The sequence below is a fragment of the Gemmobacter sp. genome, from assembly GCF_046292685.1.
In the GTDB taxonomy this organism is placed as follows: domain Bacteria; phylum Pseudomonadota; class Alphaproteobacteria; order Rhodobacterales; family Rhodobacteraceae; genus Wagnerdoeblera.
Genome location: NZ_JBKBQM010000039.1, coordinates 1 through 22511 on the forward strand (window position 1 = coordinate 1; position 22511 = coordinate 22511).

Annotated in this window: 27 protein-coding genes; 6 read left to right on the top strand and 21 right to left on the bottom strand. The window is 70.1% G+C overall.

The genetic code is table 11. The features are described 5' to 3' along the window. Nucleotides 1-98: 98 nt before the first annotated feature. The 5 genes from ACK4S2_RS11365 to ACK4S2_RS11385 form a co-directional block, all read right to left on the bottom strand. Nucleotides 99-941 (bottom strand): ATP-binding protein, encoded by an 843-nt coding sequence (locus ACK4S2_RS11365; protein WP_409624149.1) that lies wholly within the window; start codon nt 939-941, stop codon nt 99-101. Further along, a complete protein-coding gene (tatC, locus tag ACK4S2_RS11370) occupies nt 938-1852 on the bottom strand; it encodes a twin-arginine translocase subunit TatC (protein WP_409624152.1) in 915 nt (304 codons plus the stop codon). Before tatC ends, ACK4S2_RS11365 begins: the two co-directional genes overlap by 4 nt. Next, nucleotides 1849-2316, bottom strand: coding sequence for a Sec-independent protein translocase protein TatB (gene tatB / locus ACK4S2_RS11375; protein ID WP_409624155.1), 468 nt, complete (start codon nt 2314-2316; stop codon nt 1849-1851). The genes tatC and tatB overlap by 4 nt, the downstream gene beginning before the upstream one ends. A gap of 43 nt (nt 2317-2359) precedes the next feature. Next, nucleotides 2360-2575 carry a twin-arginine translocase TatA/TatE family subunit gene (locus ACK4S2_RS11380; protein ID WP_409624158.1) on the bottom strand — a complete coding sequence of 72 codons (216 nt, stop codon included), beginning with the start codon at nt 2573-2575 and terminating at the stop codon, nt 2360-2362. A gap of 182 nt (nt 2576-2757) precedes the next feature. Beyond that, complete coding sequence (locus ACK4S2_RS11385; protein WP_409624161.1) at nt 2758-3189, bottom strand: RrF2 family transcriptional regulator; 432 nt, start codon at nt 3187-3189, stop codon at nt 2758-2760. A gap of 141 nt (nt 3190-3330) precedes the next feature. Between ACK4S2_RS11385 and ACK4S2_RS11390 the strand changes: the two genes are divergently transcribed. Continuing rightward, on the top strand, nt 3331-4647 hold the full coding sequence (locus ACK4S2_RS11390) for an FAD/NAD(P)-binding oxidoreductase (RefSeq protein WP_409624164.1): 1317 nt from the start codon (nt 3331-3333) through the stop codon (nt 4645-4647). A 12-nt stretch (nt 4648-4659) separates the two neighbouring features. Beyond that, nucleotides 4660-5016 carry a DUF5368 domain-containing protein gene (locus tag ACK4S2_RS11395; protein WP_409624167.1) on the top strand — a complete coding sequence of 119 codons (357 nt, stop codon included), beginning with the start codon at nt 4660-4662 and terminating at the stop codon, nt 5014-5016. A 43-nt stretch (nt 5017-5059) separates the two neighbouring features. Here the strand turns inward: ACK4S2_RS11395 and ACK4S2_RS11400 are convergent, their stop codons facing one another. Next, a complete protein-coding gene (locus tag ACK4S2_RS11400; RefSeq protein ID WP_409624170.1) occupies nt 5060-6304 on the bottom strand; it encodes an N-acetylmuramoyl-L-alanine amidase in 1245 nt (414 codons plus the stop codon). Between the two features lie 57 nt (nt 6305-6361). Further along, nucleotides 6362-6901 carry a gamma-glutamylcyclotransferase gene (locus ACK4S2_RS11405; RefSeq protein ID WP_409624245.1) on the bottom strand — a complete coding sequence of 180 codons (540 nt, stop codon included), beginning with the start codon at nt 6899-6901 and terminating at the stop codon, nt 6362-6364. 88 nt (nt 6902-6989) lie between these two features. Between ACK4S2_RS11405 and ACK4S2_RS11410 the strand changes: the two genes are divergently transcribed. Beyond that, nucleotides 6990-7967, top strand: coding sequence for a DUF2125 domain-containing protein (locus ACK4S2_RS11410; protein ID WP_409624173.1), 978 nt, complete (start codon nt 6990-6992; stop codon nt 7965-7967). Nucleotides 7968-7974: 7 nt separating this feature from the next. Here ACK4S2_RS11410 and ACK4S2_RS11415 read toward each other — a convergent pair whose 3' ends face one another. The 11 genes from ACK4S2_RS11415 to ACK4S2_RS11465 all read right to left on the bottom strand — a co-directional run bounded on the left by ACK4S2_RS11415 (nt 7975) and on the right by ACK4S2_RS11465 (nt 17023). After that, nucleotides 7975-9144 (bottom strand): extensin family protein, encoded by a 1170-nt coding sequence (locus tag ACK4S2_RS11415; RefSeq protein ID WP_409624176.1) that lies wholly within the window; start codon nt 9142-9144, stop codon nt 7975-7977. A gap of 5 nt (nt 9145-9149) precedes the next feature. Beyond that, a complete protein-coding gene (locus tag ACK4S2_RS11420) occupies nt 9150-10082 on the bottom strand; it encodes a prephenate/arogenate dehydrogenase family protein (RefSeq protein WP_409624179.1) in 933 nt (310 codons plus the stop codon). After that, a complete protein-coding gene (gene hisC / locus ACK4S2_RS11425; RefSeq protein ID WP_409624182.1) occupies nt 10079-11167 on the bottom strand; it encodes a histidinol-phosphate transaminase in 1089 nt (362 codons plus the stop codon). Before hisC ends, ACK4S2_RS11420 begins: the two co-directional genes overlap by 4 nt. Nucleotides 11168-11245: 78 nt before the next feature. Continuing rightward, entirely contained in the window at nt 11246-11446 is a 201-nt protein-coding gene (locus tag ACK4S2_RS11430; protein WP_409624185.1) for a hypothetical protein, read from the bottom strand. A 2-nt stretch (nt 11447-11448) separates the two neighbouring features. Next, a complete protein-coding gene (locus tag ACK4S2_RS11435; RefSeq protein WP_409624188.1) occupies nt 11449-11718 on the bottom strand; it encodes a YqhA family protein in 270 nt (89 codons plus the stop codon). Nucleotides 11719-11903: 185 nt separating this feature from the next. Next, nucleotides 11904-12524 (bottom strand): 30S ribosomal protein S4, encoded by a 621-nt coding sequence (gene rpsD / locus ACK4S2_RS11440; RefSeq protein WP_409624192.1) that lies wholly within the window; start codon nt 12522-12524, stop codon nt 11904-11906. A 146-nt stretch (nt 12525-12670) separates the two neighbouring features. Continuing rightward, nucleotides 12671-13207: a gamma carbonic anhydrase family protein gene (locus ACK4S2_RS11445; RefSeq protein ID WP_409624195.1), complete on the bottom strand. Its 537-nt coding sequence runs from the start codon at nt 13205-13207 to the stop codon at nt 12671-12673. Beyond that, nucleotides 13204-13839: a guanylate kinase gene (gmk, locus tag ACK4S2_RS11450; RefSeq protein ID WP_409624198.1), complete on the bottom strand. Its 636-nt coding sequence runs from the start codon at nt 13837-13839 to the stop codon at nt 13204-13206. The genes ACK4S2_RS11445 and gmk overlap by 4 nt, the downstream gene beginning before the upstream one ends. 4 nt (nt 13840-13843) lie before the next feature. After that, nucleotides 13844-14779, bottom strand: coding sequence for a YicC/YloC family endoribonuclease (locus ACK4S2_RS11455; RefSeq protein ID WP_409624201.1), 936 nt, complete (start codon nt 14777-14779; stop codon nt 13844-13846). A gap of 61 nt (nt 14780-14840) precedes the next feature. Beyond that, the gene (locus ACK4S2_RS11460) at nt 14841-15371 is read right to left on the bottom strand and encodes an RSP_2648 family PIN domain-containing protein (protein ID WP_409624204.1); all 531 of its coding nucleotides are present in this window, start codon (nt 15369-15371) and stop codon (nt 14841-14843) included. Between the two features lie 17 nt (nt 15372-15388). Then, on the bottom strand, nt 15389-17023 hold the full coding sequence (locus ACK4S2_RS11465) for a murein L,D-transpeptidase (protein ID WP_409624207.1): 1635 nt from the start codon (nt 17021-17023) through the stop codon (nt 15389-15391). 352 nt (nt 17024-17375) lie between these two features. Between ACK4S2_RS11465 and ACK4S2_RS11470 the strand changes: the two genes are divergently transcribed. Both ACK4S2_RS11470 and ACK4S2_RS11475 read left to right on the top strand, forming a co-directional pair. After that, on the top strand, nt 17376-17945 hold the full coding sequence (locus ACK4S2_RS11470; RefSeq protein ID WP_409624210.1) for a YcbK family protein: 570 nt from the start codon (nt 17376-17378) through the stop codon (nt 17943-17945). A gap of 143 nt (nt 17946-18088) precedes the next feature. After that, complete coding sequence (locus ACK4S2_RS11475; RefSeq protein WP_409624213.1) at nt 18089-19249, top strand: cytochrome P450; 1161 nt, start codon at nt 18089-18091, stop codon at nt 19247-19249. Nucleotides 19250-19259: 10 nt separating this feature from the next. On the opposite strand, the gene ACK4S2_RS11480 is transcribed toward ACK4S2_RS11475, so the two are convergent. Further along, complete coding sequence (locus ACK4S2_RS11480) at nt 19260-19592, bottom strand: arsenate reductase family protein (protein ID WP_409624216.1); 333 nt, start codon at nt 19590-19592, stop codon at nt 19260-19262. Nucleotides 19593-19609: 17 nt separating this feature from the next. Continuing rightward, nucleotides 19610-20218: a lytic transglycosylase domain-containing protein gene (locus ACK4S2_RS11485; protein ID WP_409624219.1), complete on the bottom strand. Its 609-nt coding sequence runs from the start codon at nt 20216-20218 to the stop codon at nt 19610-19612. Between the two features lie 195 nt (nt 20219-20413). On the opposite strand from ACK4S2_RS11485, the gene ssb reads away from it, so the two are divergent. Beyond that, nucleotides 20414-20941 carry a single-stranded DNA-binding protein gene (gene ssb / locus ACK4S2_RS11490; protein ID WP_409624222.1) on the top strand — a complete coding sequence of 176 codons (528 nt, stop codon included), beginning with the start codon at nt 20414-20416 and terminating at the stop codon, nt 20939-20941. Nucleotides 20942-21203: 262 nt separating this feature from the next. Here ssb and ACK4S2_RS11495 read toward each other — a convergent pair whose 3' ends face one another. Further along, complete coding sequence (locus ACK4S2_RS11495; protein WP_409624225.1) at nt 21204-22508, bottom strand: HlyC/CorC family transporter; 1305 nt, start codon at nt 22506-22508, stop codon at nt 21204-21206. Nucleotides 22509-22511: the final 3 nt, after the last annotated feature.

Genomic DNA, 22511 nt, shown 5'->3' on the forward strand with positions numbered 1-22511 from the left:
GCGGGGGGTTTCACACCCCCCGCACCCCCCGTGGGATATTTCCGCAAGGTGAAAGGCAGGGGCGGAGAGGCGGCCCCCCGGGGGCCGGCCTGCACCGTTCAGCCGGCGGCGATGCCGTGGCGGCCGGCGAGGTCGCAGAAGAATTGCCAGGCCACCCGGCCCGAGCGCGCGCCGCGGGTGGCCTGCCACTCGATCGCCTGGGCGCGCAGGTCTTCGGCATCGATCTGCAGGCCATAGGCGGCGCAGTAGCCGCGGATCATCTCCAGATACTGGTCCTGGTCGCAGGGGTGAAAGCCCAGCCACAGACCGAAGCGGTCCGACAGCGAGACCTTTTCCTCGACCGCCTCCGAAGGGTTGATCGCGCTGGACCTTTCGTTCTCGATCATGTCGCGCGGCATCAGATGGCGCCGGTTCGAGGTGGCGTAGAAGATCACGTTGTCGGGGCGGCCTTCGATGCCGCCGTCCAGCACCGCCTTCAGCGCCTTGTAATGCTGGTCGTCATGGCTGAACGACAGGTCGTCGCAGAACAGCAGGAACCGGAAGGCCGGCGCCGCGCGCAGGTGGCCCAGCAAGCGCCCGGTCGAGGGCAGATCCTCGCGGCTCAGTTCCACCAGCTTCAGGCCGGGATGGTCGGCGGCCACTGCGGCATGCACCGCCTTGACCAGGCTCGATTTGCCCATGCCGCGCGCGCCCCAGAGCAAGGCGTTGTTGGCGGCATGGCCTTGCGCGAACTGCCGGGTATTGGCCATCAGCGTGTCGCGGGCGCGGTTCACCCCGACCAGCAACCCGATGTCCACCCGCGACACCCGCGGCACCGGGTCCAGCCGGTCGGGGCCGGTGTGCCACAGAAAGGCTTGCGCCGCCGCGAAATCCGGGGTGGGCAAGGGGCGGGGCGCCAGGCGATCCAGCGCCTCGGCGATGCGCTGCAGGGGGTCGGTCACGGTTTGCTGGCCTCGGGCTTGTCGTCGTCTTCGTCGTCCATCCACAGCCCCTGGGCGCGCAGGTCGGCCTCGCGCTTGCGCTCGATCCGGCGGATCAGGAAGATCGACACCTCGTAGAGCGGATAGACAGCCGAGAACAGGATCACCTGGCTCATCACGTCGGGCGGGGTCACCAGGGCCGCCACCAGCAGGATGGTGACCATCGCATACTTGCGCACCGAGGCCAGCCCCGCCGAGCTCGCAAGCCCCGCCTTGCCCATCAGCGTCAGCAGCACCGGCAACTGAAAGCACAGGCCGAAGGCGATGATGAGCTTGAGCGAGATGTCCAGCGTCTCGTTCACCTTGCCTTGAAAGACGATCTCGATCCCTTCCGAAGGCACCGCCGCCGCCGCATCGGGCAAGGGGGCCCCGGCCGGCGCATCGACCAGCGCCGGAATCATCGCCGCCAGCATCGACGAGGCATCGGCAAAGCCCAGAAAGAAGTTCATCGCGATCGGTGTCACGATGTAATGCGCAAACAGCGCGCCGGCGACGAACAGCACCGGCGACGCAATCAGGAACGGCAGGAACGCCTGCTTTTCGCTGCGGTAAAGCCCGGGCGCGACAAAGCGCCAAAGCTGATAGGCGATCACCGGGAACGACAGCGCCAGCCCGCCGACCATCGAGATGCGCACCAGCACGAAGAAATACTCCTGCGGCGCTGTATACTGCATCACCGGGTTGGGGTTGCCGAGCGCCCGCATCGCCTCCTCGATCGGCCTGAGCAGGATGCGCAGGATCGGGTCGGCCACCGCAAAGCACAGGATCATGGCCACCACAAAGGCGCTGACCGCCCAGATCAGCCGGTTGCGCAATTCGGCCAGATGCTCGACCAGCGGGGCCGAGCTGTTGTCGATGTCGTCGTTGCTCATGTCCCTTGTCCCGGTTCGCCGTCACGCGCGGCGCGCATGGCGGCGGCGGCTTCGGCCGCGGCGGCCGATTGCGCGGCACGCGATTCTGCCAGGGCCTGCGTGGCCGGGCCGTGCGCCGGGGCCGCGGGCACAGATGGCACCGCCGGGGCGGGCGCGGAGGCCGCCGGCTCGGGGCGGGCGCTGCGCTTGGGATCCCAGGCTTCGAACCGGCTGGCGGCATCCTTCAGCGCATCCAGCCCCATCGACTTGGGGTCGGTGACCTTGCGCAGATCCTTGGCCACGTCCTTTACGCCGCTTTCGTCGGCCGCCGCTTCCATCGCGCGGCTGAACTCGCGCGCCATGTTGCGGGCCTTGGCGGTGAACCGGCCCATGGTGCGGAACATCACCGGCAGATCCTTGGGGCCGATCACGATCAGCGCCACGATGCCGATGACCAGCAACTCGGACATCCCGAGGTCGAACATGACTCAAGCCCCCCTGAAACCCGCGGTGCTGATCGGATGCGGCTCAGGCCTTGTCCTTGTTCGCGGGCTCGGGCGTGACGTCGCGGGCGGCTTCGGCGGCCTTTTCCAGCTCGGCGGTCTCGTCCTTGACGCCGCGCTTGAAGGCGGTGATGCCCTTGCCCACCTCGCCCATCAGCGCACTGATCTTGCCGCGGCCGAACAGGACCAGCACGACGACGGCGATAAGCAGAAGGCCCGGCAGGCCGATGTTGTTGAGCATGGTTCGCACTCCTGGCATGGCCCGCGCGGGGCCGTGGGATCCTGACTGTCACTTACGCCCGGAACCGGCCAGCGGGAACCCCGCAGCGCAGCCTTGCGGCCTGCACCGGCACAGATACCTGACAGCTATATGTCAGTTGCCCTGCCCGCGCCAACCGGCCCCGGGCAGTGCCGGCGCCCGGCTCAGGCCGCGCGCAACAGCGATTCCAGCGGGGCGTTGCCGGCAACCAGATCGGCAAGCGTCACCTGATCCAGCCGGGCGTAAAACGCATCCAGCGCCTCGACCAGCACACAGCGCAACCGGCAGGCGCCGCGCAGCGGGCAACTGGTTTCGGCGGCCTGGCATTCGGTCAGCGGCACCTCGGCCTCCAGCGCGCGAAACACTGCCCCCACCGTGATCGCTTCCATCGGGCGGCCCAGCGTCACCCCGCCCGCCCGCCCGCGCTGCGTGGCAAGAAACCCCTTTTGCCCCAGCGCATGCACCACCTGCGCCAGATGGTTTTCCGACACGTTGCAGGCCTCGGCGATGTCGTGCTTGCGCACGATCCGGCCGGGGTTCACCGCGCAATACATCAAGGCCCGCAAGGCAAGGCTGGTTCTGATCGTGACGCGCATGATGCCTCTCTTGCCGCGCCATCGCGGCTTTCGTCGAAAACCTGTGCGACGATGGCATCCTTCGGCCTGCGCTGTTTTGACATGCATCAAGGTCTGATCTTTTTAGCTATGCAAGAACTGGAATATGAATGGAGGAATCGCATGACCCCATTGCTCGGAGGCGCCACGTCGCGCCGCGGCTTTCTCGGCCTTTCGGCCGGAGGGCTCGCAACCCTTGCCGCCACCGGCCCGGCCCGCCCCGCACCCGTCCGCACCAATGCGCGCATCGTCATTCTGGGCGCCGGCGCGGGCGGCACCGCCTTTGCCAACCGCCTGGTGCGGCGGCTCGAAGGCGCGCAGATCACCGTGATCGACGGCCGCGCCCAGCACTGGTATCAACCCGGCTTCACGCTGATCGCTGCGGGCCTGAAACCGGCGGGCTATTCCGTTTCGCAGACGACCGACTGGTTGCCGGCCGGTGCGCGGCTGATCGCCGAATACGCCGCCGCCATCGACCCGGTGGCAAAATCGGTCACCACCACCGGCGGGCAGCGGGTGGATTACGACTTCCTGATCGTGGCCACCGGGCTCACGCTCGACTGGGGCGCGATCGAGGGGTTCTCGACCGACATGATCGGCCGCGACGGCATCGGCGCGCATTACCACAGCCCCGAAGCCGCCGCCGCGACCTTCCGCGCGATGGAGGATTTCGTGGCCCGCGGCGGGCAGGCGCTGATCGGGCGCCCGGCGACCGAGATGAAATGCGCCGGCGCGCCCTTGAAGCTGGCCTTCCTGCTTGAAGACATGGCCACCCGCAAGGGCAACCGCGCCAACGTGCGCCTGACCTACACCGCCCAGAACAAGACGCTGTACGGCGTGCCGATCGTGTCGGAAAAGGTGCGCATGCTGTTCGGCGAACGCGGCATCGACGTGGCCTACGACCATGTGCTCAAGGCCATCGACCCGGCCCGCAAGGTCGCCACCTACACCACGCCCGACGGCGACAAGGAACTGGGCTACGACTTCATCAACGTCATCCCGCCGCAGCGCGCGCCGCAGGTGGTGCGCGAGGCCGGCCTGTCCTGGGCCGACAGGTGGACCGATCAGGGCTGGCTCGAGGTCGACAGCAAGACCCTGCGCCACCTGCGTTACCCCGAGATCTTCGCACTCGGCGACGTGGCGGGGGTGCCCAAGGGCAAGACGGCGGCGTCAGTCAAATGGCATCAGCCGGTGGTCGAAGATCACCTCGTCGCCGCGCTGCAAGGCCGCGAAGGCACCGAAACCTTCAACGGCTACACCTCCTGCCCGCTCATCACCCGGGTCGGGCGCGCGATGCTGATCGAGTTCGACTACAACAACAACCTCGTGCCCAGCTTCCCCGGCATCATCCCGCCGCTGGAAGAGCTGTGGATTTCCTGGCTGATGAAGGAAGTCGCCCTGAAAGCCACCTACAACGCCATGCTGCGCGGCGACGCCTGAAGGAGACACGCCATGAAGGATCTGACCCTGCAAACCCTGCTGGCCGTCTTCGAGGAAATGTTCGGCAAAGCGCTGTTCTGGGGCATGGTGGCCGCGGCCGTTCTGGTGACGCTGGCCTATGCCTATGTCCTGATCCGCGACCGCGCGATCAGCTGGCGCAAGTTCCTGCTGGCGCAGCTGTCGATGCCGGTGGGGGCGGTGCTGGCGGTGGCTTTCGTGTTCTGGATCACCCGCTCGGGCCTGCGCGACATCGGCGGCGCCATCGACCTGCTTGCGCTGCTGGGCATCGCGGCGGCGGGGGCGGTCGGGCTGGCCATCCTGGTCTATACCGTGCAGTCGCTGCTGCACCGCCCGTCGGGCAACGGCTGAGGCCCTTTCGCACGCGCGGCCCCGCCACGCGGCGAGGCGCGCGCTACTGGCGCAGCAGCGCGGCTTCGGCCGCGTCCTGCGCCGCCCAGCCCGACAGGCCCGCCACCAGCGCCCCGGCCATGCGGGCGCGCCACTTCGGGTCGGTCAGCCGCGCGAGATCGGGCGGCGAGGACATGTAGCCCAGTTCCAGCAGCACCGACGGGATATCCGGCGCCTTCAGCACCGAAAACGCTGCCCCCCGGCGCGGCGTCTTGTGCAGCGCCAGGTTTTGGGCGCGCATGGCCTGCACCAGCGCCGCCGCCAGCTTGTCGGTGCGCGGCGCGGTTTCGGTGCGCGCCATGTCCATCAGCACCCCGGCGATCAGGTCGTCCTGCCCGGTCAGGTCCACCCCCGACATCAGCGCGTCGCGGTCGTGCCGTTCGGCCAGCGCGGCCGAGGCGGCATCGCTGGCCTCGGCCGCCAGGGTATAGACGGTGGCGCCGGTCGCCAGCCCTTCGGCCACCGCATCGGCGTGCAAGGACAGGAACACATCCGCTTGCGCCGCATGGGCCAGCGCCACGCGGGTTTCCAGCGGCACGAAACTGTCGGTTTCGCGCGTCATCACCACCCGGAACCCGCCGGCGCGCAGCAACGCCTCCTTCAGCTCGCGGGCAAAGGTCAGCATCAGCCGCGCCTCGCTGTGGCCGTCGCGCTCGGCGCCGGGGTCGATGCCGCCGTGGCCGGGGTCCAGCACCACCACCAGCGGCCCGGACCCGCGCGGCGGGCGCGGCGCGGCTGCCACCGCCGGGCGCGGCAAGGCCCAGCCGGGCGGGTCGGGGCGCGCGGTTTCGGCGGCGAATTCGCCGGCTTCGGCCGGGCGCAGGCGCAGGCGCAGCAGCGCCACGTCGCCGCCCCGCGCCTCGGTGCGCATCTCGGCCGCGCCGATCAGCCGCGGCCGGTCCAGCGCCAGCACCAGCCGCGACCATCCGGCCTGCACCGGCCCGGCGCGCAAACCCGTCACCTGCCCCGGCGCCCCGGCCATCAGCCGCGCCGGGTCGAGCCCGGCGAAATCCACCTCGCGGAAATCCAGCACCAGCCGGGGCGGCCCGGCCAGAAACCGCACCCGCCACGGCACCGGCTGCGACAGCACCAGCTCCAGCGCCAGATCCTCGCCTTGCACCCAAAGCCGGCTTGCCGCGCCATCGGCCCGCGCCAGCGCCGACAGCCCCGCCGGCTGCGCCACCGCCGGCCCGGCCAGCCCCAAGGCCAGCACCAGCGCCGCGATCACCCTGAAAAGCACCCCGATCATGCCTTGCCCTGTTTTTGCCGCACCATGCCACAGCCCGGGCGGCGGGCGAAAGCCCCGTCAGCCGTCCACCAGGTCACGCACCCGCGATGCCAGCCAGTCGAGCTCGGGGTCCGCCAGCCCCAGCGCGGCCAGATGCGCCACCGTGGCCCACAGGTAATCGCAATTGCGCCCGCGCCCGCCGCAGGCCCGGGCGATGATCTGCGCCTGCGCCTCGAGCGACAGAGGCCCGGTATACTGCACATGGTCCGGGTCGATGACATAGGCCAGCGCCTGCACCTGCCCGCCCTCGACCAGGTCCGCCGCCACCTGCGTTTCCAGATAGGCCGAGGACACCAGCTCGCGTTCGCGCAACCGCGCCAGCGTCTCGGCCTCGGTGCCCGGCTCGGCGCGCAAGACCAGCCCGTGGCAAACCGCCCCCGCGCCGGCATCCAGCGCCAGCACCAGCCCCGGCGCCTCGGGCGTGCCGCGATGATGGATCGACCACATGCAGAATCTGCGGTGCCAGCCTGCAACCCGCGCCACCCGCGCCTCGGCCACCGGAAATTCGGGCTGCCACATCAGCGAGCCATAGCCGAACACCCAAAGCGGGGCGGGAATGCCGGAACTGTGCATCATGCGGGTCTTTTCCTGCTGCCTGCCCGCCTGTAGAACGCAACTCCTTGCGCTTGAAAAGGGGGGGGCGGGCATGCGCGCCTTGCTGATGCTGGTGGTGCTGGCGTTTCTGGGCTGGTCGGGGTGGTGGTGGGTCGCCTCGGGCGCCGCGCGCAGCGGGGCCGAGGCCGCGCTGACCCGGATGCAGGCCCAGGGCTGGCAAGCCGGGCACGCCGGGCTGTCGGTGGCGGGCTACCCCAACCGCATCGACCTGACGCTGACCGACCCGCACCTCGCCACGCCCGATGGTCGATGGGGCTGGCGCGCGGCCTTTGCGCAGGTCTTCGCGCTCAGCTACAAGCCCTGGCACCTGATCGCAGCCTTCGCGCCCGAACAGCAGATCGAAACCCCCGCCGGCCCCTGGCGGCTGGCCGCCGCGCGGCTGCAATCCAGCCTGGTGCTGGTGCCGGGCACCGCGCTGGCGCTCGACCGCTTCAACCTTGCCGGCGAGGCGCTGGCCCTGGACGGCGCCTTGCGCGGCGGGGCCGAAACCCTGTCGCTGGCGACCCGGCCCGCCGCCGGGCAGGCGCTGGCGCATGACATCGGCCTCGACCTGCGCGGGGTGACCATCGACCCGCGCCTGCTGGCGCTGCTGCCGCCCGGCCTGCTGCCCGAGCGGGCCGAGGTGCTGCGGCTGGATGCGGTGGCCGGCTTTGCCGCCCCGCTCGACCGCGCGGCGCTGGAGGCGCTGCCGCCGCTGACCGACCTGACCTTGCGCGAACTGCGCGGCGAATGGGGGCCGATCCGGCTGCACCTGTCGGGTCGGCTGACCCCCGATGCCGCGGGCCTTGCCGAAGGCCGCCTTGCCCTGCGGCTGGAAGGCGCCGCGCAAGCGCTGGACGTGGCCGTGGCCGCCGGCCTGATCGCCCCCGAGGCGCGCGCAAGCTGGGCACAGGTTCTGGCCGCGCTGGCCCCGGGCGGCCAGCCGCTGGATGTGCCGCTGCGCCTGTCGGGCGGGCGCATTGCGCTTGGCCCGCTCACGCTGGGCCCCGCCCCCCGGCTGGTCTGGTGAGCGGCCGCTAGCGGCAGTAGGGCCCGTTGCGCTGAACCGCCGTGTCGAAATGCAGGTGGTCTTCGTGCATCCCGTCCGACCCGGGGCCCAGCGTGGTGCCGAAGATGCCGCAGGCCGCCTTGTGCGCCGCCTTGATCGCCGGCCCGTTCCGCCCGCGCCAGTCGTTGCGGATCGACAGGCTTTGCCCCGACCGCAAGACGATGCCGGAAATGTCGATCGCCTTGCCGCGGGAATGTTCGCTCAGCCGGGCGCCGCGCTGGTGGTTGCGGGTGCGGCACACGTAATGCCCCGCCACCTGCAAGGCCGTCACCTCGCCACGAAAGGCCGGCTGCAAGCCGCGCTCGACCCAGGCGTGCAAGGCGCGCGCCGTTTCGCAATCCATCACCGCGGCTTCGCTCAGCCGCACGCCGCCCACCGCGCTGACGCGCACCGGCTGCGCCACACCGCAGCCCTTGACCCGCCCGACGATTGGGGCCAGCGCCTCGCCGCGGATTTCGGGCACACCGCAGACCGACCCGCGCCGCGAAACCGGCGCGCTGGCCCCCGGAGCCGGGCGGATCACCGCGGCGGGCTCCACCGCCTCGGGCGAGGCCGGGGCAAAGGGCGCCGCCCGGCGCGCCCCGGGGCGCGGCTCGGGCCGCAAGGACGACAGGAACAGCGCCCCCAGCGTCGGCGTGGCCGCGGCGGCCATCGCCACCGCCGGCGCATCCGCCCGCCGGCGCGGGCGCAGGTCCGGGCCATCGGCATCGGCCCAGGCGCCGGCGCCGGCCGCCCCGTCGCGGCGCGGCTGCGGCGCGGCCAGCGCCAGGCGGCTTTCGTCGGGGTGCGCAAAGACGAACGGTTCGGGCAGCGGCACCGGCGCGGCTTCGGCCACCGACGCAGGTTCGGGCACGGGCGCAGCGGCCGCCGCAGGGGCGCCTTCCGCGGCCGGCGCGACCTGTGCCGCGGCAACCGCCGCTACGGCCGCGACATCCTGCGCGGCCTTCAGCGCCGCGACGGTGGCCTGCAAGCGGGGCCCCTCGTCGCGCTTCGGCGCGGCGGCCACGGGCCGGGTTTCGACCGGGCGCGGCAAGGGCCGGATCGACGCCTCGGGTGCCGCCTGCACCAGCCCCGCCGGTATCATCAGCGCCAGCACCAGCGCCCCGACCCCCCCCCACCCCGCCGCAACCGCTGCCACCGACCCTAGACCTTTCGTGTCGAATCTGCCGCCACCCGGCCGAAGTCCGGGGCTGCAGTATCCTGCCCGGCCTCGATGATGCCACGGCGAATTGCGCGGGTGCGGGTGAAATAGGCATGAAGCTGCTCACCATCGCCCATGCGGATCGCACGTTGCAGCACGAACAGTTCTTCGGTGAACCGGCCCAGGATATCCAGCGTCGCCTCCTTGTTGGTCAGGAACACGTCGCGCCACATCGTCGGGTCGCTGGCAGCGATGCGGGTGAAATCGCGGAACCCCGACGCCGAATACTTGATGACTTCCGAGTTCGACACCCGCCGCAGGTGGTCGGCCACCCCCACCATCGTGTAGGCGATCAGATGCGGCGTATGGCTGACCACCGCCAGCACCAGATCGTGATGCGGGGCATCCATCTCGTCCACGTTCGAGCCCATGCCCTCCCACAAGGCCCGCAGCCGGGCGATGGCCTCGGGCGTGGATTGCGGGGTCGGGGTCAGCAGGCACCAGCGGTTGCGAAACAGGCTGGCAAAGCCCGCGTGCGGGCCCGAATGTTCGGTGCCTGCCAGCGGGTGCCCGGGCACGAAGGCGACACCTTCGGGGATATGCGGCGCCACGGCTTCGATCACCGCCTGCTTGACCGAGCCGACGTCGGTGACGCAGGCGCCGGGCTTCAGATGCGGCCCGATCTCGGCCGCGACCTCGGCCATCGCCCCCACCGGCACCGCCAGCACAACCAGATCGGACCCGGCCACCGCTTCGGCCGCCGTGGCGTGAACCGAATCGCAAAACCCGATTTCCAAGGCAGCAGAACGGGTTGCGGCGGTTTTCGCATGTCCCGCGACATGGCCCGCCAACCCCTTTTCCTTCATCGCATGCCCCATGGACGAGGCGATCAGCCCGAGCCCGATCAAGGCCACACGGTCGTAGATCGCGCTCATTCCCGGGCACCCTTGAACTGGCCGATGGCATGGGCCACGCGGCGGCAACTGGCCTCGTCGCCCACGGTGATGCGCAGGCAATGCGGCAGGCCATAACCCGCCACCTGCCGCACGATCAGGCCGCGTTCCTTCAGAAACGCATCGCAGGCTTCGGCCTCGGCGGCGCCCTGAAAACGGGCCAAGATGAAGTTCGCCGTCGAAGTATCTGACGGCACACCAAATTCCGCCAGAGTCTCGGCCAGCCAGGCCCGCATCCGGTTGTTTTCGGCCCGGCACTTGGCCACCCAGTCCTGATCGCGCACCGCGGCCTCGGCCGCCTCCAGCGCCGCGGTGGACAGGTTGAAGGGCCCGCGCACGCGGTTGAGCACGTCGATGACATGCGCCGGGCCGTAACCCCAGCCGATGCGCAACCCGCCCAGGCCGAAGATCTTGGAAAAGGTGCGCGTCATCACCACGTTGTCGCGCGCATCCACCAGTGCTGCGCCGCCATCGTAGCCGGCGACATATTCGGCATAGGCCCCGTCCAGCACCAGCAGCGCCTGCGCCGGCAGCCCCGCGGCCAGCCGCGCGATTTCGCCTTGCCCGATCATCGTGCCGGTCGGGTTGTTGGGGTTGGCCAGGAACACCAGCTTCGTGCGTTCGGTGCAGGCCGCCAGGATCGCATCCACATCGGTGGTGCGTTCGCGTTCGGGCACCGAAACCGGCGTCGCCCCCACCGCGCGGGCGCTGATGGCATACATCAGGAACCCGTGTTCGGTATGGATCACCTCGTCCCCCGGCCCGGCATAGGCCTGGCACAGGAAGGTGATGATCTCGTCCGACCCGGCCCCGCAGATGATGCGCCGGGCGTCCAGCCCGTAGACCTCGGCAATCGCCTGGCGCAGGCCGGCGTGGTCGGTCGAGGGGTAACGGTGCAGCGTGTGCACCGCGCGCTGGAACGCCTCCTTGGTGCGGTCCGAGGCGCCGAACGGGTTTTCGTTCGAGCTGAGCTTGACCACATTGGCGACCCCCGCCACATGCGACTGCCCGCCCTGATACAGCGCGATGTCCAGGATCCCGGGTTGCGGGCGGATGGTCGGGTGCATCGGTGTCTCCCTGCTTCGTGGCGCGGTTCTAGCGGGGTGCGGCGCGGCTGGCCAGTGCCAAGATGCCCCGCCCCGCCTTCAGTGCCCGTTCGACCGCGCCGAAAGCCAGTCCATCAGCGCCAGAAGCACGCCCGACAGCACGAAGGTCAGGTGAATCACCACCAGCCAGTAAAGCTCGGTCTCGCCAAAGGCCTTCGCGGTGTCGAGATCGCTGATCTCCATGAAGCGCTTGAGCAGATGAATCCCCGAAATCGCCACGATCGAGGCGATCAGCTTCATCTTCAGCCCGGAAAATCCACCTTGCCCATCCAGTCGGGCCGGTCCTGCCCGGCGTCGAAATCGAACTTCGACACGAAATTCTCGTAGCCGGAAAACAGCACGATCAACAGCAGGTTGGCCGCAAGGCTCAGGTCGATCAGCGTCAGCACGACGAGGATCGCCTTTTCGGCACTCATGTCCATGATCTGCGGCAGGTAATGGACCAGCTCGCGCAGGAAGATGAAGGTCAGCATCGCCAGCGAGACCGCGAGGCCCAGATACATCGGTGCCATCAGCCAGCGGCTGGCGAAAAGGGTCCGTTCGAAACGGGTTTCCAGATCGGGTTTTGCGACATCGCGTCCTCCGGCTGCCCCGCCCTGTCCTGGTGCGCGGCAAGGGTTTGCACAACCCCCGCCGGCATCAAACCAAAAGGCCGCACCCGAAAGGATGCGGCCCCGGTTCCGACCCTGCGGCAGGATCAGTTCTTGGCGTAGAATTCGACGACCAGGTTCGGTTCCATCTGGACCGGATAGGGCACGTCGCCCAGGCCGGGCGTGCGCACGAAGGTCGCGGTCATCTTGTTGTGGTCCACTTCCAGATAGTCGGGCACGTCACGTTCGGTCAGCGCGACCGCTTCCAGCACGATTGCCAGCTGCTTGGACCGGTCGCGGACCGCGATCACGTCGCCTTCCTTGACGCGGTAGGAGGCGATGTTGACGCGCGCGCCGTTGACGGTCACGTGGCCGTGGTTCACGAACTGGCGGGCGGCAAAAATGGTCGGCACGAACTTGGCGCGATAGACCACCGCGTCCAGCCGGCGCTCCAGCAGGCCGATCAGCATTTCGCCGGTGTCGCCGCGCAGACGCTCGGCCTCGGCATAGATCTTGCGGAACTGCTTTTCGGTCAGGTCGCCGTAGTAGCCTTTCAGCTTCTGCTTGGCGCGCAGCTGGGTGCCGAAATCCGACAGCTTGTTCTTGCGGCGCTGGCCGTGCTGGCCGGGGCCGTATTCGCGCTTGTTCAGCGGCGACTTGGCGCGACCCCAGATGTTTTCGCCCATGCGGCGGTCGATCTTGTACTTGGCAGCGGTCCGTTTGGTCACGCTGATCTCCTTCGTCATGTCTGAAGGGCGTTGTCCTTTCCCCGTTGCCGGGGCGACAGGCATCCCCTTGCGGGGGCCGCCAACACCAATGAAAACCCCGGGCGCTTGCCCGGGATGCGGGCTGATAGTCTGCGGTCGGGGCTGAGTCAAGAGCCGGGCGGCGTGGCGACAGGCACCAATCCGACCCGGAACCGGCGCATGTTGGCGCGGTAGCCGGCGGCGGATTTCAACAGCCGCGCCTGTGCGGCTTCGTCCAGCACGCGCACCACCTTGCCGGGCGCGCCCATCACCAGGCTGCCGTCGGGGATGTCCTTGCCTTCGGTCACCAGCGCGCCGGCGCCGATCAGGCAGCCCTTGCCGATGCGCGCGCCGTTCAGGATCGTGGCCCCCATCCCGATCAGCGTGCCGGCACCGATGGTGCAGCCGTGCAGCATGGCCTTGTGGCCGATGGTGCAGTCGGGCCCGATCGCCAGCGGATAGCCCATGTCGGTGTGCAGCACGCAGTTTTCCTGCACGTTGCTGCCGGTGCCGATGCGGATTTCCTCGTTGTCGCCGCGCAGGACGGCGCCGAACCAGATGCTCGCGCCTTCTTCCAGCACCACCTTGCCCATCACATGCGCGCCGGGCGCCACCCAGGTATCGGGGTGAATCTGCGGCGCGTGGCCATCGAGCGCATAGATCATCGGGCGTCGAACTCCGTGTTGAGGCTGCGGACAAAGGCCGAAAGGTCGGGCTGGCGGTCGCGTTTCAGCCGCTCGGCGGTGACGATGGCCACCAGATCGGCAAAGGTGCGGTCGGCATCGTCGTTGACCAGCACGTAATCGTATTCCGCCCAGTGGCTGATCTCGTCGCGCGATTTGGCCATGCGGCCGGCGATCACCGCGTCGCTGTCCTGGCCGCGGCTGCGCAGCCGGCGGTCGAGTTCCGCGATGGAGGGCGGCAGGATGAACACCGACACCGCATCCTTGCCAAGCACCGAGTTGCGAATCTGCTGGCCGCCTTGCCAGTCCACATCGAACAGCGTGTCGCGCCCTTCGGCCATCGCCTGTTCGACCGGGGCGCGGGGGCTGCCGTAAAGGTTGCCGAACACCTCGGCATGTTCCAGCATCCCGCCCGCGTCCACCAGCGCGGCAAAGCTTTCGCGGCTGTGGAACCAGTAGTCCACGCCGTGTTCCTCGCCCGGGCGCGGCGGGCGGGTGGTGGCCGAGACGGAAAAGCGCAAGGTGGGATCCCACGCCATCAGCCGGCGCGCCATGGTGGATTTTCCCGCCCCCGAAGGCGACGAAAGGATCAGCAGCAACCCGCGGCGGGGCATGGCATCACTCCAGATTCTGCACCTGTTCGCGCATCTGGTCGATCAGGTGCTTGAGGTCCAGCCCGATCCGCGTCAGCGCGATGTCGCCCGACTTGGAACACAAGGTATTGGCCTCGCGGTTGAACTCCTGGCTCAGGAAATCCAGCTTGCGCCCGACGGGGCCGCCTTGCGCCAAGAGGGCGCGGGCGGCGGCGACATGGGCGGTCAGCCGGTCCAGCTCCTCGGTCACGTCGGCCTTCAGCGCCAGCATCGCCAGTTCCTGCGCCACGCGGGCGGGGTCGGCCTCGGTGGCCTCGGCCACCCGGGCCAGCGCCTCGCGCAAGGATTCGGCCACCCTGGGCCGGCGCGCCTCGGCGGCGGCGCGGGCCTCGTCCACCAGGGCGGCGATGCGGTCGATCTGGCCGGCCAGCACCTGCGCCAGCGCCGCCCCCTCGGCCCGGCGCATCGCCTCGAAATCGTCCAGTGCGGCGCCCAGAGCGGCCATCAGCGCGGCCAGCAGCGCCGGTGCATCGGTGTCTTCGGCCGCGGCGGTTTCGGTGACGCCGCGCAAGGCCAGCACCTCGGCCGGGCTCGGGGCGGCCAGCTCCACCCCGACATGGCCGGCCGCCGCCTGCACCTGCGCCAGCGCCTCCAGCGCCGCGGCCAGGGCCTGCGGGTTGACCCGCAGCGCTTCGGCGCCGCTGGCCCGCGTCAGCCGCAGCCCGGCCGACACGTTGCCCCGCCCGATCCGCCGCGTCAGTTCCGCGCGCACCGCAGGCTCCAGCCCCTCGACCCAGTCGGGCAGGCGCAGGCGCAGATCCAGCCCCTTGCCGTTGACCGAACGCACCTCCCACACCCAGGAAAACGCGGCAATCGGCCCGGCGCCCTGGCCGCGGACGGTGGCAAAGGCGGTCATCGAAAGCGGGGCGGCGGTCGGGGCGGCGGTGGGGGCGGCGGTCATCGGCATCTCCGGCGGTTCGCCTGCCTTGTAGCGGCTGCGCGCGCGCGGGGAAAGGTGCCACTCATCCCAGCGCCCGCGCCAGCCGGTGCAGCCGGGCGCGTTTCAAAAGCGCGCGCAAGGGCTGCGGCTGGCCGGAAATCGCCTCGGCGCGGGCGCGCACCGCCTCGGCCACCGCCGCCATCGCCGCCGGGTGGTGGCTGGCCAGGTCCCACAGCAACCCGTCCGGGTCGCGCCGGACCAGCCCTTCGGCCGCCAGCGTGCCGCGCGGGAAATCGGCCGCGTTCAGCGTGACGATGCCATCGGCGCCGCAGGCAATGGCGGCGGCCAGCACGTGCAGGTCGCCGTCGTCGGGCAGATGCAGCCGGGCGGCGATATGCGGCGCCTCGGCCACCTCGGCGCCGGGAAAGGCCGCACGCAGGCCGGCGATTTCGGCCCGGGCCACCGCCTCGGCGCCCGGCCCCAGCTTGCGCACCGCCCGCGCCCATTCCTCGAGGATGCGCGCCGTCCAGCACGGGCGAAGCAGCCCGGCCGCCGCCGCCCCTGCCAGCAGTTCCCGCAGCACGGTGGGAAACAGCACGCAGGCATCCAGCATCAGGCGCGGCGGCGCGCTCAGCCTGCCACCCCGGCGCGTTGCAGCGCCGCCCAGATGCGGGCATCGCGCCCGTAGATGTCGCCGCGGAAGTTCAGCCGCCCGCGCGCATCGGTAAAGGCGGTGCGGTAATCCAGATGCACCGGCACCGGATCCTTGAGGAAGATGCGTTCCTGCCGGCCGGTATCCAGCACCTTGTGGAAGGCGGCCTTGGGGTCGTCCTCCTGGCGGGCCAGCAGGGTATAGGCAAAGTCGAACGGGTCGTTCAGACGCACGCAGCCCGAGGAATAGGCCCGGTTTTCCCGCGCGAACAGGTGCTTGTCGGGCGTGTCGTGCAGATAGATCGACCAGGGGTTCGGAAACATGAACTTCACCCGCCCCAGCGCGTTCGTCGCCCCCGGCGGCTGGCGCAGGCTGAAGGGGAAGTTGCCCGCCTTGTAGGCGGCAAAGTTCACCGACCCGCGCGGAATCACCCTGCCCCGGCTGTCCACCACCTGCAGATGCGCCAGCGCGCCGGGGTTGGCCTGCAGCTTGGGCAGGTAATCGCGCCGGATGATGCCCGGCGGCACCGTCCAGTCGGGGTTGAGCTCCATGTAGGTCATCAGGTGGCTGAACTCGGGCGTGTTCTTTTCCGGCACGGTGGACCCGACCACGGCGCGGGTGGCAAAGGTGACCTTGCCGTCGTCGATGATCTTGGCGGTAAAGTCGGCGAGGTTGACCCAGATGTGGCGCCGGCCGCGGTCGATGTTGGCCCAGCGTTCGCGCTCCAGCGCCACGGTCACCGCCTTCAGCCGTTCTTCGGGCGGGGTGTTGATCGCGGCCATCGTCGCCTCGCCGGCCGCGCCGTCGGCGGTCAGCCCGTGATCGAACTGAAAGGCGCGCACTGCGGCCTGGATCTCGGGCCCATAGACCTGCGTCGCCGACCGGCCCAGATAGCCCATCGCCGTCAGCCGGTCGCGCAAGGCCACCACCGCCGCCCCGCTGGCGCCCGGGCGCAAGGCGCGCGCCGGCACCGGGTCGCCCCAGCCCCCTGCCGCGATGTCGGCCAACAGCCGCGCCCGCGCCTTGACCAGGCGGGCATATTCGGGGTTGCGCGGTGCCAGCCCGTGCACGAACCCCGCCGGGTCGGCCAGAAACCCGGCCAGGATCGCCTCGGGCGTATGCCGCGGCACCTCGCGCACCAGGCCGGGGTCGATCGACCGCGGCTCCAGCGCGCCCGAGTGCAGATCGCGCGCGAAATCCAGCAAGGCCCGCGTCAGCCGCACCTCCAGCCGCCCGCGGTCGCCTTCCGACCGCAGGTCGCGGAAGGCCCGGCGCAGCGCGGCCGCATCGTAGCGCGCCACCGGCAAGGCATGCAGCCCGGCGGTATCCAGCGCCGACAGCAACACCGCCCGCCGAAGTTCGGCCTCGGGGCCTTGCGCCGTCCAGATCGCGGCATAGCCGTTGGCGCGGTAGAAATCGGCCACCGCCGCATCCTTGGCCGCCGCCGCGGCCAGCGCCTGGCGAAAGCCGTTCAGGTGCGGCAAGGCCGACTTGACGACCAGCGCCCCGCCGCCCGAGGCCAGCCCGCCCGCCGATTGCGCCCAGACAGGCCCCGCCAGCGCCAGCAGCACCGACATCGACAGGGCTCCGCGACGGAAACGGGACAGGGGCATGGACCACTCCTCGACCAGGAAAAAACCGTTCAGGCTCAAGGCCTGCGCCTTGAACTCGCGTGGCGATGATGCGTTTTCGCGCCGGCACTGTCCATCGCCCGCGCCACGCGCGATGCCTTGCGTGCAACGGTTTTGTGGCCGCCGCGCAACGAAATCCGCCCCCGGCCCCGGGCGACATTCAGCAAATTTTTGCCGATTGCTGCCAGAAACCGGAAGACCGGCCGCCAGAAGGGTTGGTTGGCGAATCGAACCATGCCATAACGCTCGGGCATTTGGGGATGCAGCAGAAACGAAACGACAGGGCGCACGCAGTTTGCCATCGCGTGCGGCTTGCGGGGACAGGCGAGCAGGAATGACCGAAACGGGGACAAGCGATTTCTCGCGGCGCAAGCTGCTGGGGATTTTTGCGGCTGGCATCGTGGCGGCAGCACCGACCTACACCAATGCCTTCGGGTTTCTGCGGGGCGGCGGCGACATCCGGCGCATTCGCATGTATTCCGGGCGCACCGGCGAAAGCCTCGACACCATCTACTGGATCGACGGCAAGTACATCCCGGAAGCGCTCAAGGAAATCAACCACTTCATGCGCGACGTGCGCACCGGCACCGTCCACCGCATCGATGCGCGCACGCTCGACATCATGGCGGCGGCGCACAAGCTGATGGATGTGTCGGAACCCTACATGCTGCTGTCGGGCTACCGTTCGCCGCAGACCAACCGCGCCTTGCGCTCCAGCAGCCGCGGCGTGGCCAAGAATTCGCTGCACATGCAAGGCCAGGCCGCCGACCTGCGGCTGAAGTCGCGCTCGGTCGGCCAGATCGCCCGCGCCGCCGAAGCCTGCGCCTCGGGCGGGGTCGGGCGCTATTCGCGGTCGAACTTCGTCCACATGGATTGCGGCCCGGTGCGCACCTGGGGCGGCTGACCCGCCTGGGGCAAGCCCGAAAAACGCCCGCCGCTTCCGGCGGGCTTTTTCATGCCCGCGGGCCCGGTCGCCCGACCCCGGGGGCTTTGCCGCCCCCGCGCCCCCGTGCCATCCTGCGGGCGGTGAATCAGCAAGGGTGCGCCATGTCCGATGCGCCGGTCTACCACATCGACCGGGCGGCCTTCGCGGCCGACCCCTACCCCGATCTTGCGCGCATGCGGGCCGAGGCGCCGATCTGCCAGGTGCCCGAACTGGGCGCCACGCTGATGACGCGGCGCGACACGATCTTTGCCCAGGAAAAGCGGGTCGAGGTGTTTTCCTCGGTCCAGCCCGGTGGTCTGATGACCCGGCTGATGGGCGAAAACATGATGCGCAAGGATGGCGCCGCCCACATGGCCGAACGCCGCGCGCTGTTTCCCGCCTTGTCGCCGCGCACCGTGCGCGACCACTGGGCACCGCAGTTCCGCGCCGCCTGTGCCGCGGTGCTCGATCGGCTGGCCCCTGCCGGCCGGGCCGATCTGGTGGCCGATTTCGCCATGCCCGTCGCCGGCGAGGCGCTGAAAGCGATCACCGGCCTCACCGGCATCACCGCCGCACAGATGGATGCCGCCAGCCAGGCCATGATCGACGGCTGCGCGAACTATGCCGGCGCCCCCGCCGTCGAGGCGCGCTGCCATGCCGCCACCGCCTTTCTCGATGCCGAGATCGGCGCGCGCATGGCCGAGCTTTCCGCCGCCCCCGACCTCAGCTGCATCGGCGTGCAGATGGCCGCCGGCCTGCCCGAAGCCGCCTTGCGCGCCAACGTCAAGCTGGTGATCTCGGGCGGGCAGAACGAACCGCGCGACGCCATCGCCGGCACCGCCTGGGCGCTGCTGGCCCACCCGCAGGCGCTGGCACAGGTGCAGGCCGGCCGCGCCGACTGGGGCCGCGCCTTCGACGAATACGCCCGGCTCGTCGCCCCCATCGGCATGTCGCCGCGCCAGGTGGCCCGGGCCGACACGGTCGAAGGCGTGACCTTCGCCCCCGGCGACCGGGTGTTCCTGATGTTCGGCTCGGCCAACCGCGACGAAACCGTGTTCCGCAACCCCGACCGCTACGACCTGACCCGCGACACCGGCCCGGCGCTGACCTTCGGCGCCGGGCCGCATTTCTGCGCCGGTGCCGCCGCCGCGCGCTGCCTGATCGCCGAAGTGGCCTTGCCCATGCTGTTCGCCCGCCTGCCGCGGCTGCGGCTGGAGGGCCCGGTGCGCTTTCACGGCTGGGCGTTTCGCGGCCCCGTCGCGGTTCCGGTGGCCTGGGGCTGACCGCCCCGGCTCAGCCGCCCGCGCCGTGGCGCGCCGCCACCTCGTCCGACCAGCCCAGCGTCAACCCGCCGGGGCCGCGGATCACCGGGCGCTTCATCAGCGTCGGTTGCGCGGCCAGCTGCGCCTCGGGCTCGCTCTCGCGCAGGAAGGCCGACAGGCCGCGCCACGTCGTCGATTGCCGGTTGACGATCGCCGGCCCGAATTCGGCCACGAACTCGGCGATCTCGGCCTCGCTCAAGGGGTTGGCGCGCACATCGCGGAAGGTCACCGCATGGCCGGCCGCCACCAGCGCCTTCTGCGCCTTCTTGCAGGTGTCGCAAGTGGAAATGCCATACAGAATCATCCGCGCCCCCGCCCCGGTCAGTTGCCCAGGATCGCCTTCACATAGCCTTGCGTTTCGGCAAAGGGCGGGATGCCGCCGTGCTTTTCCACCGCTTCCGGCCCCGCGTTGTAGGCCGCCAGCGCCAGCCGCCAGTCGCCAAAGCGCGCGTGCATCCGCTTGAGGTAACGCGCCCCGCCATCCAGGTTCTGATGCGGGTCGTTGATATCCACCCCCAGCAGCCGTGCGGTATCGGGCATCAGCTGCGCCAGCCCCGTGGCCCCCTTGGGCGACACGGCCGCGGTGTTGAACCCCGATTCCTGCTGCACCAGCCGCAGGAACAGATCCTCGGGCACGCCATGCCGCGCCGCCGCCGCCCGCGCCGCCGCCAGCCATTCGCCCTGATACCGCCCGGCATAGCGCGGAATCATCCCGCTGGTCGAGGCGGTGGCGGTCTTCCTGCCCTTGGGCGTCAACCGGGCCGAGGCGGCATATTGCTGCGCCAGCCGCCCGTCCAGCAACTTCTTCTGCTGGGCAAACAGCGCCTCGCGCGACTTGGCGCCACCGCCTTGCGACAGGCCCTGCGCCTGACCCGGGCCGGCCACCAGACACAGCCCCGCCAGGGTCGCCACCAGCACGCTTGCCCGCATCCCGCCTTCGCCTTCCTTGCCATCGGTCGGCGCGACTATAGCGCAAAACCCCGCCCGCGCCACCCCCCGCACCCGGCACCTTGCGGCCTTCCGCCGCCGCCGCCGATTGCGACATCCCCGCGCGCGGGCTATAGGGGTTTCCGGGCCGGGGCCGGTCAGGCCGCGGCCGGCCGCACAACAGCAAGGGGCAAGCACATGGCAGGTTCGGTCAACAAGGTCATTCTGGTCGGCAATCTGGGCCGCGACCCCGAGGTGCGCAGCTTCCAGAACGGCGGCAAGGTGGTGAACCTGCGCATCGCCACCTCGGAAACCTGGCGCGACAAGCAATCGGGCGAACGCAAGGAACGCACCGAATGGCATTCGGTCGCCATCTTCAACGAGGCCCTGGCCCGCATCGCCGAACAGTATCTGCGCAAGGGCAGCACCGTCTACATCGAAGGCCAGCTCGAAACCCGCAAGTGGCAGGACCAGTCCGGCCAGGAACGCTACACCACCGAAATCGTCCTGCGTCCCTACCGCGGCGAACTCACCCTGCTGGGCGGCCGCGGCGAAGGCGCCGGCGCCGACATGAGCGGCGGAATGGGCGCCGACATGGGCTCCGGCCGGGGCGGCGGGCGCGATCCGGGCTATTCGGGCGGCGGCTACGGCGGCGGCGCCCCGGCGCGCGACCCGGGCTTCGGCGCAGGCCGCTCCAGCGATTTCGACGACGAAATCCCGTTCTGACGCAGCCCCCGGCGCCCCCGGCGCTCACCGCTTCCCCAAGCGCCCGCGGCGCCCTTCGCTTCTCGGGCGTCCCCCGCTTCCCCCGGCGCCCCCGGGCGCCCCGCACCCCAAGCGCCCCCGGCGCCCTTCGCCCCCCCCGGCCCCTTTCACCTTGATCCAAATATCCCGGGGGGATGCCGAAGGGGGGCAGCGCCCCCCTTCGGCGGGGGGTACGGGGGGCTGGCCCCCCGCCCCCCTGTTCGCCGCACGCCCCGCCTCGCCCTTACAGCGGGCGCACCTTCAACCGGGTGATGCGGTTTTCCCGCCGGGTCATCACCTCGAACCGGAACCCGTGGAAACTGAACACCTGGCCTTCGGACGGAATCGTCTGCGCCTCGTGAATCACCAGCCCTGCCACGGTGTTCGCCTCGTCGTCGGGCAGGTTCCAGTCCAGCGCGCGGTTCAGGTCGCGGATGGTCATCGCGCCGTCGATCAGGTAATCGCCGCTTTCGGTGCGCTTCAACGCCTGGTCGCGGGTCACGTCGAACTCGTCGGTGATGTCGCCGACGATTTCCTCGATGATGTCTTCCAGCGTGATCAGCCCGCGCAAGGCGCCGTATTCGTCCACCACCAGCGCGAAATGCGTGCGCCGTTTCAGGAACTGGCGCATCTGGTCGTCAAGGTCGGTGGTCTCGGGCACGAAATAGGGCTTGCGCGCGATCCTGAGGATATCCAGCTCCGCCAGCCCCGCCGCCTCGCCTTCGCCGCCCGCGCGCACAAGCCGATCCACCTCGCGCAGCAGATCCTTGGCATGCACCACGCCCAGGATGTTCTCGGGCTCGCCGCGATAGACCGGCAGCCGGGTGTGCGGCGACGACAGCGCCTGCGTCAGGATCCTTTCCGGCGGCGCATCGGCATCGATCATCTCGATTTCCGAACGGTGCTTCATCACCTCCTCGACCGTGCGGTCCGACAGGTCCAGCGTGGCCAGCAGCCGGTCGCGGTCTTCCTTTTCCACCGCGCCTTCCGAATGCCCCAGCGCGATGGCGCCCACGATTTCCTCGCGGATGGCCAGGATATGGCTGTCGGGGTCGGTGCGCACGCCCACCATCCACAAGAGCCCGCGCACCAGCGTGCGCACCACCGTGACCACCGGCGCGAACACCAGGATCAGCAGCCGGATCACCGGCGCCACCCGCAAGGCCACCGTCTCGGGGTTGGCGATGGCATAGGTCTTGGGCAGCACCTCGCCGAAGATCAGCACCAGCAAGGTCATGCCCAGCGTGGCCAGCGCCACCCCGCTGTCGCCGAACACCCGCGTCAGCAGCGCCGTGGCCAGCGAGGCCGACAGGATGTTGACCACGTTGTTGCCCAGCAGGATCGCCCCGATCATGCGTTCGCTGTCGTCGGTGACCTTCATCGCGGTTTCCGCGCGCCGTTCGCCCTTGTCGGCCTGCGCCTTCAGCTTGGCCCGGCTCGATGCCGTCAGCGCGGTTTCCGAGCCGGAAAAGAAGCCCGACAGCACCAGCAGGCCAAGAATGGCGCCGACCGTCAGCCAGAAGCCGGTATCGAGGGAAGAAGGGTCCATCTG

Bases quoted from the DNA above. Each gene is read 5' to 3' on its own strand.
- ACK4S2_RS11455 (WP_409624201.1), bottom strand. From the start codon at position 14,779: ATGACCGCCGCCCCCACCGCCGCCCCGACCGCCGCCCCGCTTTCGATG.
- ACK4S2_RS11480 (WP_409624216.1), bottom strand. From the start codon at position 19,592: ATGATTCTGTATGGCATTTCCACTTGCGACACCTGCAAGAAGGCGCAG.
- ACK4S2_RS11410 (WP_409624173.1), top strand. From the start codon at position 6,990: ATGCGCGCCTTGCTGATGCTGGTGGTGCTGGCGTTTCTGGGCTGGTCG.
- ACK4S2_RS11400 (WP_409624170.1), bottom strand. From the start codon at position 6,304: ATGATCGGGGTGCTTTTCAGGGTGATCGCGGCGCTGGTGCTGGCCTTG.
- ACK4S2_RS11465 (WP_409624207.1), bottom strand. From the start codon at position 17,023: ATGCCCCTGTCCCGTTTCCGTCGCGGAGCCCTGTCGATGTCGGTGCTG.
- ACK4S2_RS11395 (WP_409624167.1), top strand. From the start codon at position 4,660: ATGAAGGATCTGACCCTGCAAACCCTGCTGGCCGTCTTCGAGGAAATG.
- ACK4S2_RS11475 (WP_409624213.1), top strand. From the start codon at position 18,089: ATGTCCGATGCGCCGGTCTACCACATCGACCGGGCGGCCTTCGCGGCC.
- ssb (WP_409624222.1), top strand. From the start codon at position 20,414: ATGGCAGGTTCGGTCAACAAGGTCATTCTGGTCGGCAATCTGGGCCGC.
- gmk (WP_409624198.1), bottom strand. From the start codon at position 13,839: ATGCCCCGCCGCGGGTTGCTGCTGATCCTTTCGTCGCCTTCGGGGGCG.
- ACK4S2_RS11495 (WP_409624225.1), bottom strand. From the start codon at position 22,508: ATGGACCCTTCTTCCCTCGATACCGGCTTCTGGCTGACGGTCGGCGCC.
- ACK4S2_RS11470 (WP_409624210.1), top strand. From the start codon at position 17,376: ATGACCGAAACGGGGACAAGCGATTTCTCGCGGCGCAAGCTGCTGGGG.
- hisC (WP_409624182.1), bottom strand. From the start codon at position 11,167: ATGCACCCGACCATCCGCCCGCAACCCGGGATCCTGGACATCGCGCTG.
- tatB (WP_409624155.1), bottom strand. From the start codon at position 2,316: ATGTTCGACCTCGGGATGTCCGAGTTGCTGGTCATCGGCATCGTGGCG.
- ACK4S2_RS11435 (WP_409624188.1), bottom strand. From the start codon at position 11,718: ATGGCACCGATGTATCTGGGCCTCGCGGTCTCGCTGGCGATGCTGACC.
- ACK4S2_RS11460 (WP_409624204.1), bottom strand. From the start codon at position 15,371: ATGCTGGATGCCTGCGTGCTGTTTCCCACCGTGCTGCGGGAACTGCTG.
- ACK4S2_RS11380 (WP_409624158.1), bottom strand. From the start codon at position 2,575: ATGCTCAACAACATCGGCCTGCCGGGCCTTCTGCTTATCGCCGTCGTC.
- ACK4S2_RS11420 (WP_409624179.1), bottom strand. From the start codon at position 10,082: ATGAGCGCGATCTACGACCGTGTGGCCTTGATCGGGCTCGGGCTGATC.
- ACK4S2_RS11485 (WP_409624219.1), bottom strand. From the start codon at position 20,218: ATGCGGGCAAGCGTGCTGGTGGCGACCCTGGCGGGGCTGTGTCTGGTG.
- ACK4S2_RS11390 (WP_409624164.1), top strand. From the start codon at position 3,331: ATGACCCCATTGCTCGGAGGCGCCACGTCGCGCCGCGGCTTTCTCGGC.
- ACK4S2_RS11430 (WP_409624185.1), bottom strand. From the start codon at position 11,446: ATGAAGCTGATCGCCTCGATCGTGGCGATTTCGGGGATTCATCTGCTC.
- ACK4S2_RS11445 (WP_409624195.1), bottom strand. From the start codon at position 13,207: ATGATCTATGCGCTCGATGGCCACGCGCCGCAGATTCACCCCGATACC.
- ACK4S2_RS11385 (WP_409624161.1), bottom strand. From the start codon at position 3,189: ATGCGCGTCACGATCAGAACCAGCCTTGCCTTGCGGGCCTTGATGTAT.
- tatC (WP_409624152.1), bottom strand. From the start codon at position 1,852: ATGAGCAACGACGACATCGACAACAGCTCGGCCCCGCTGGTCGAGCAT.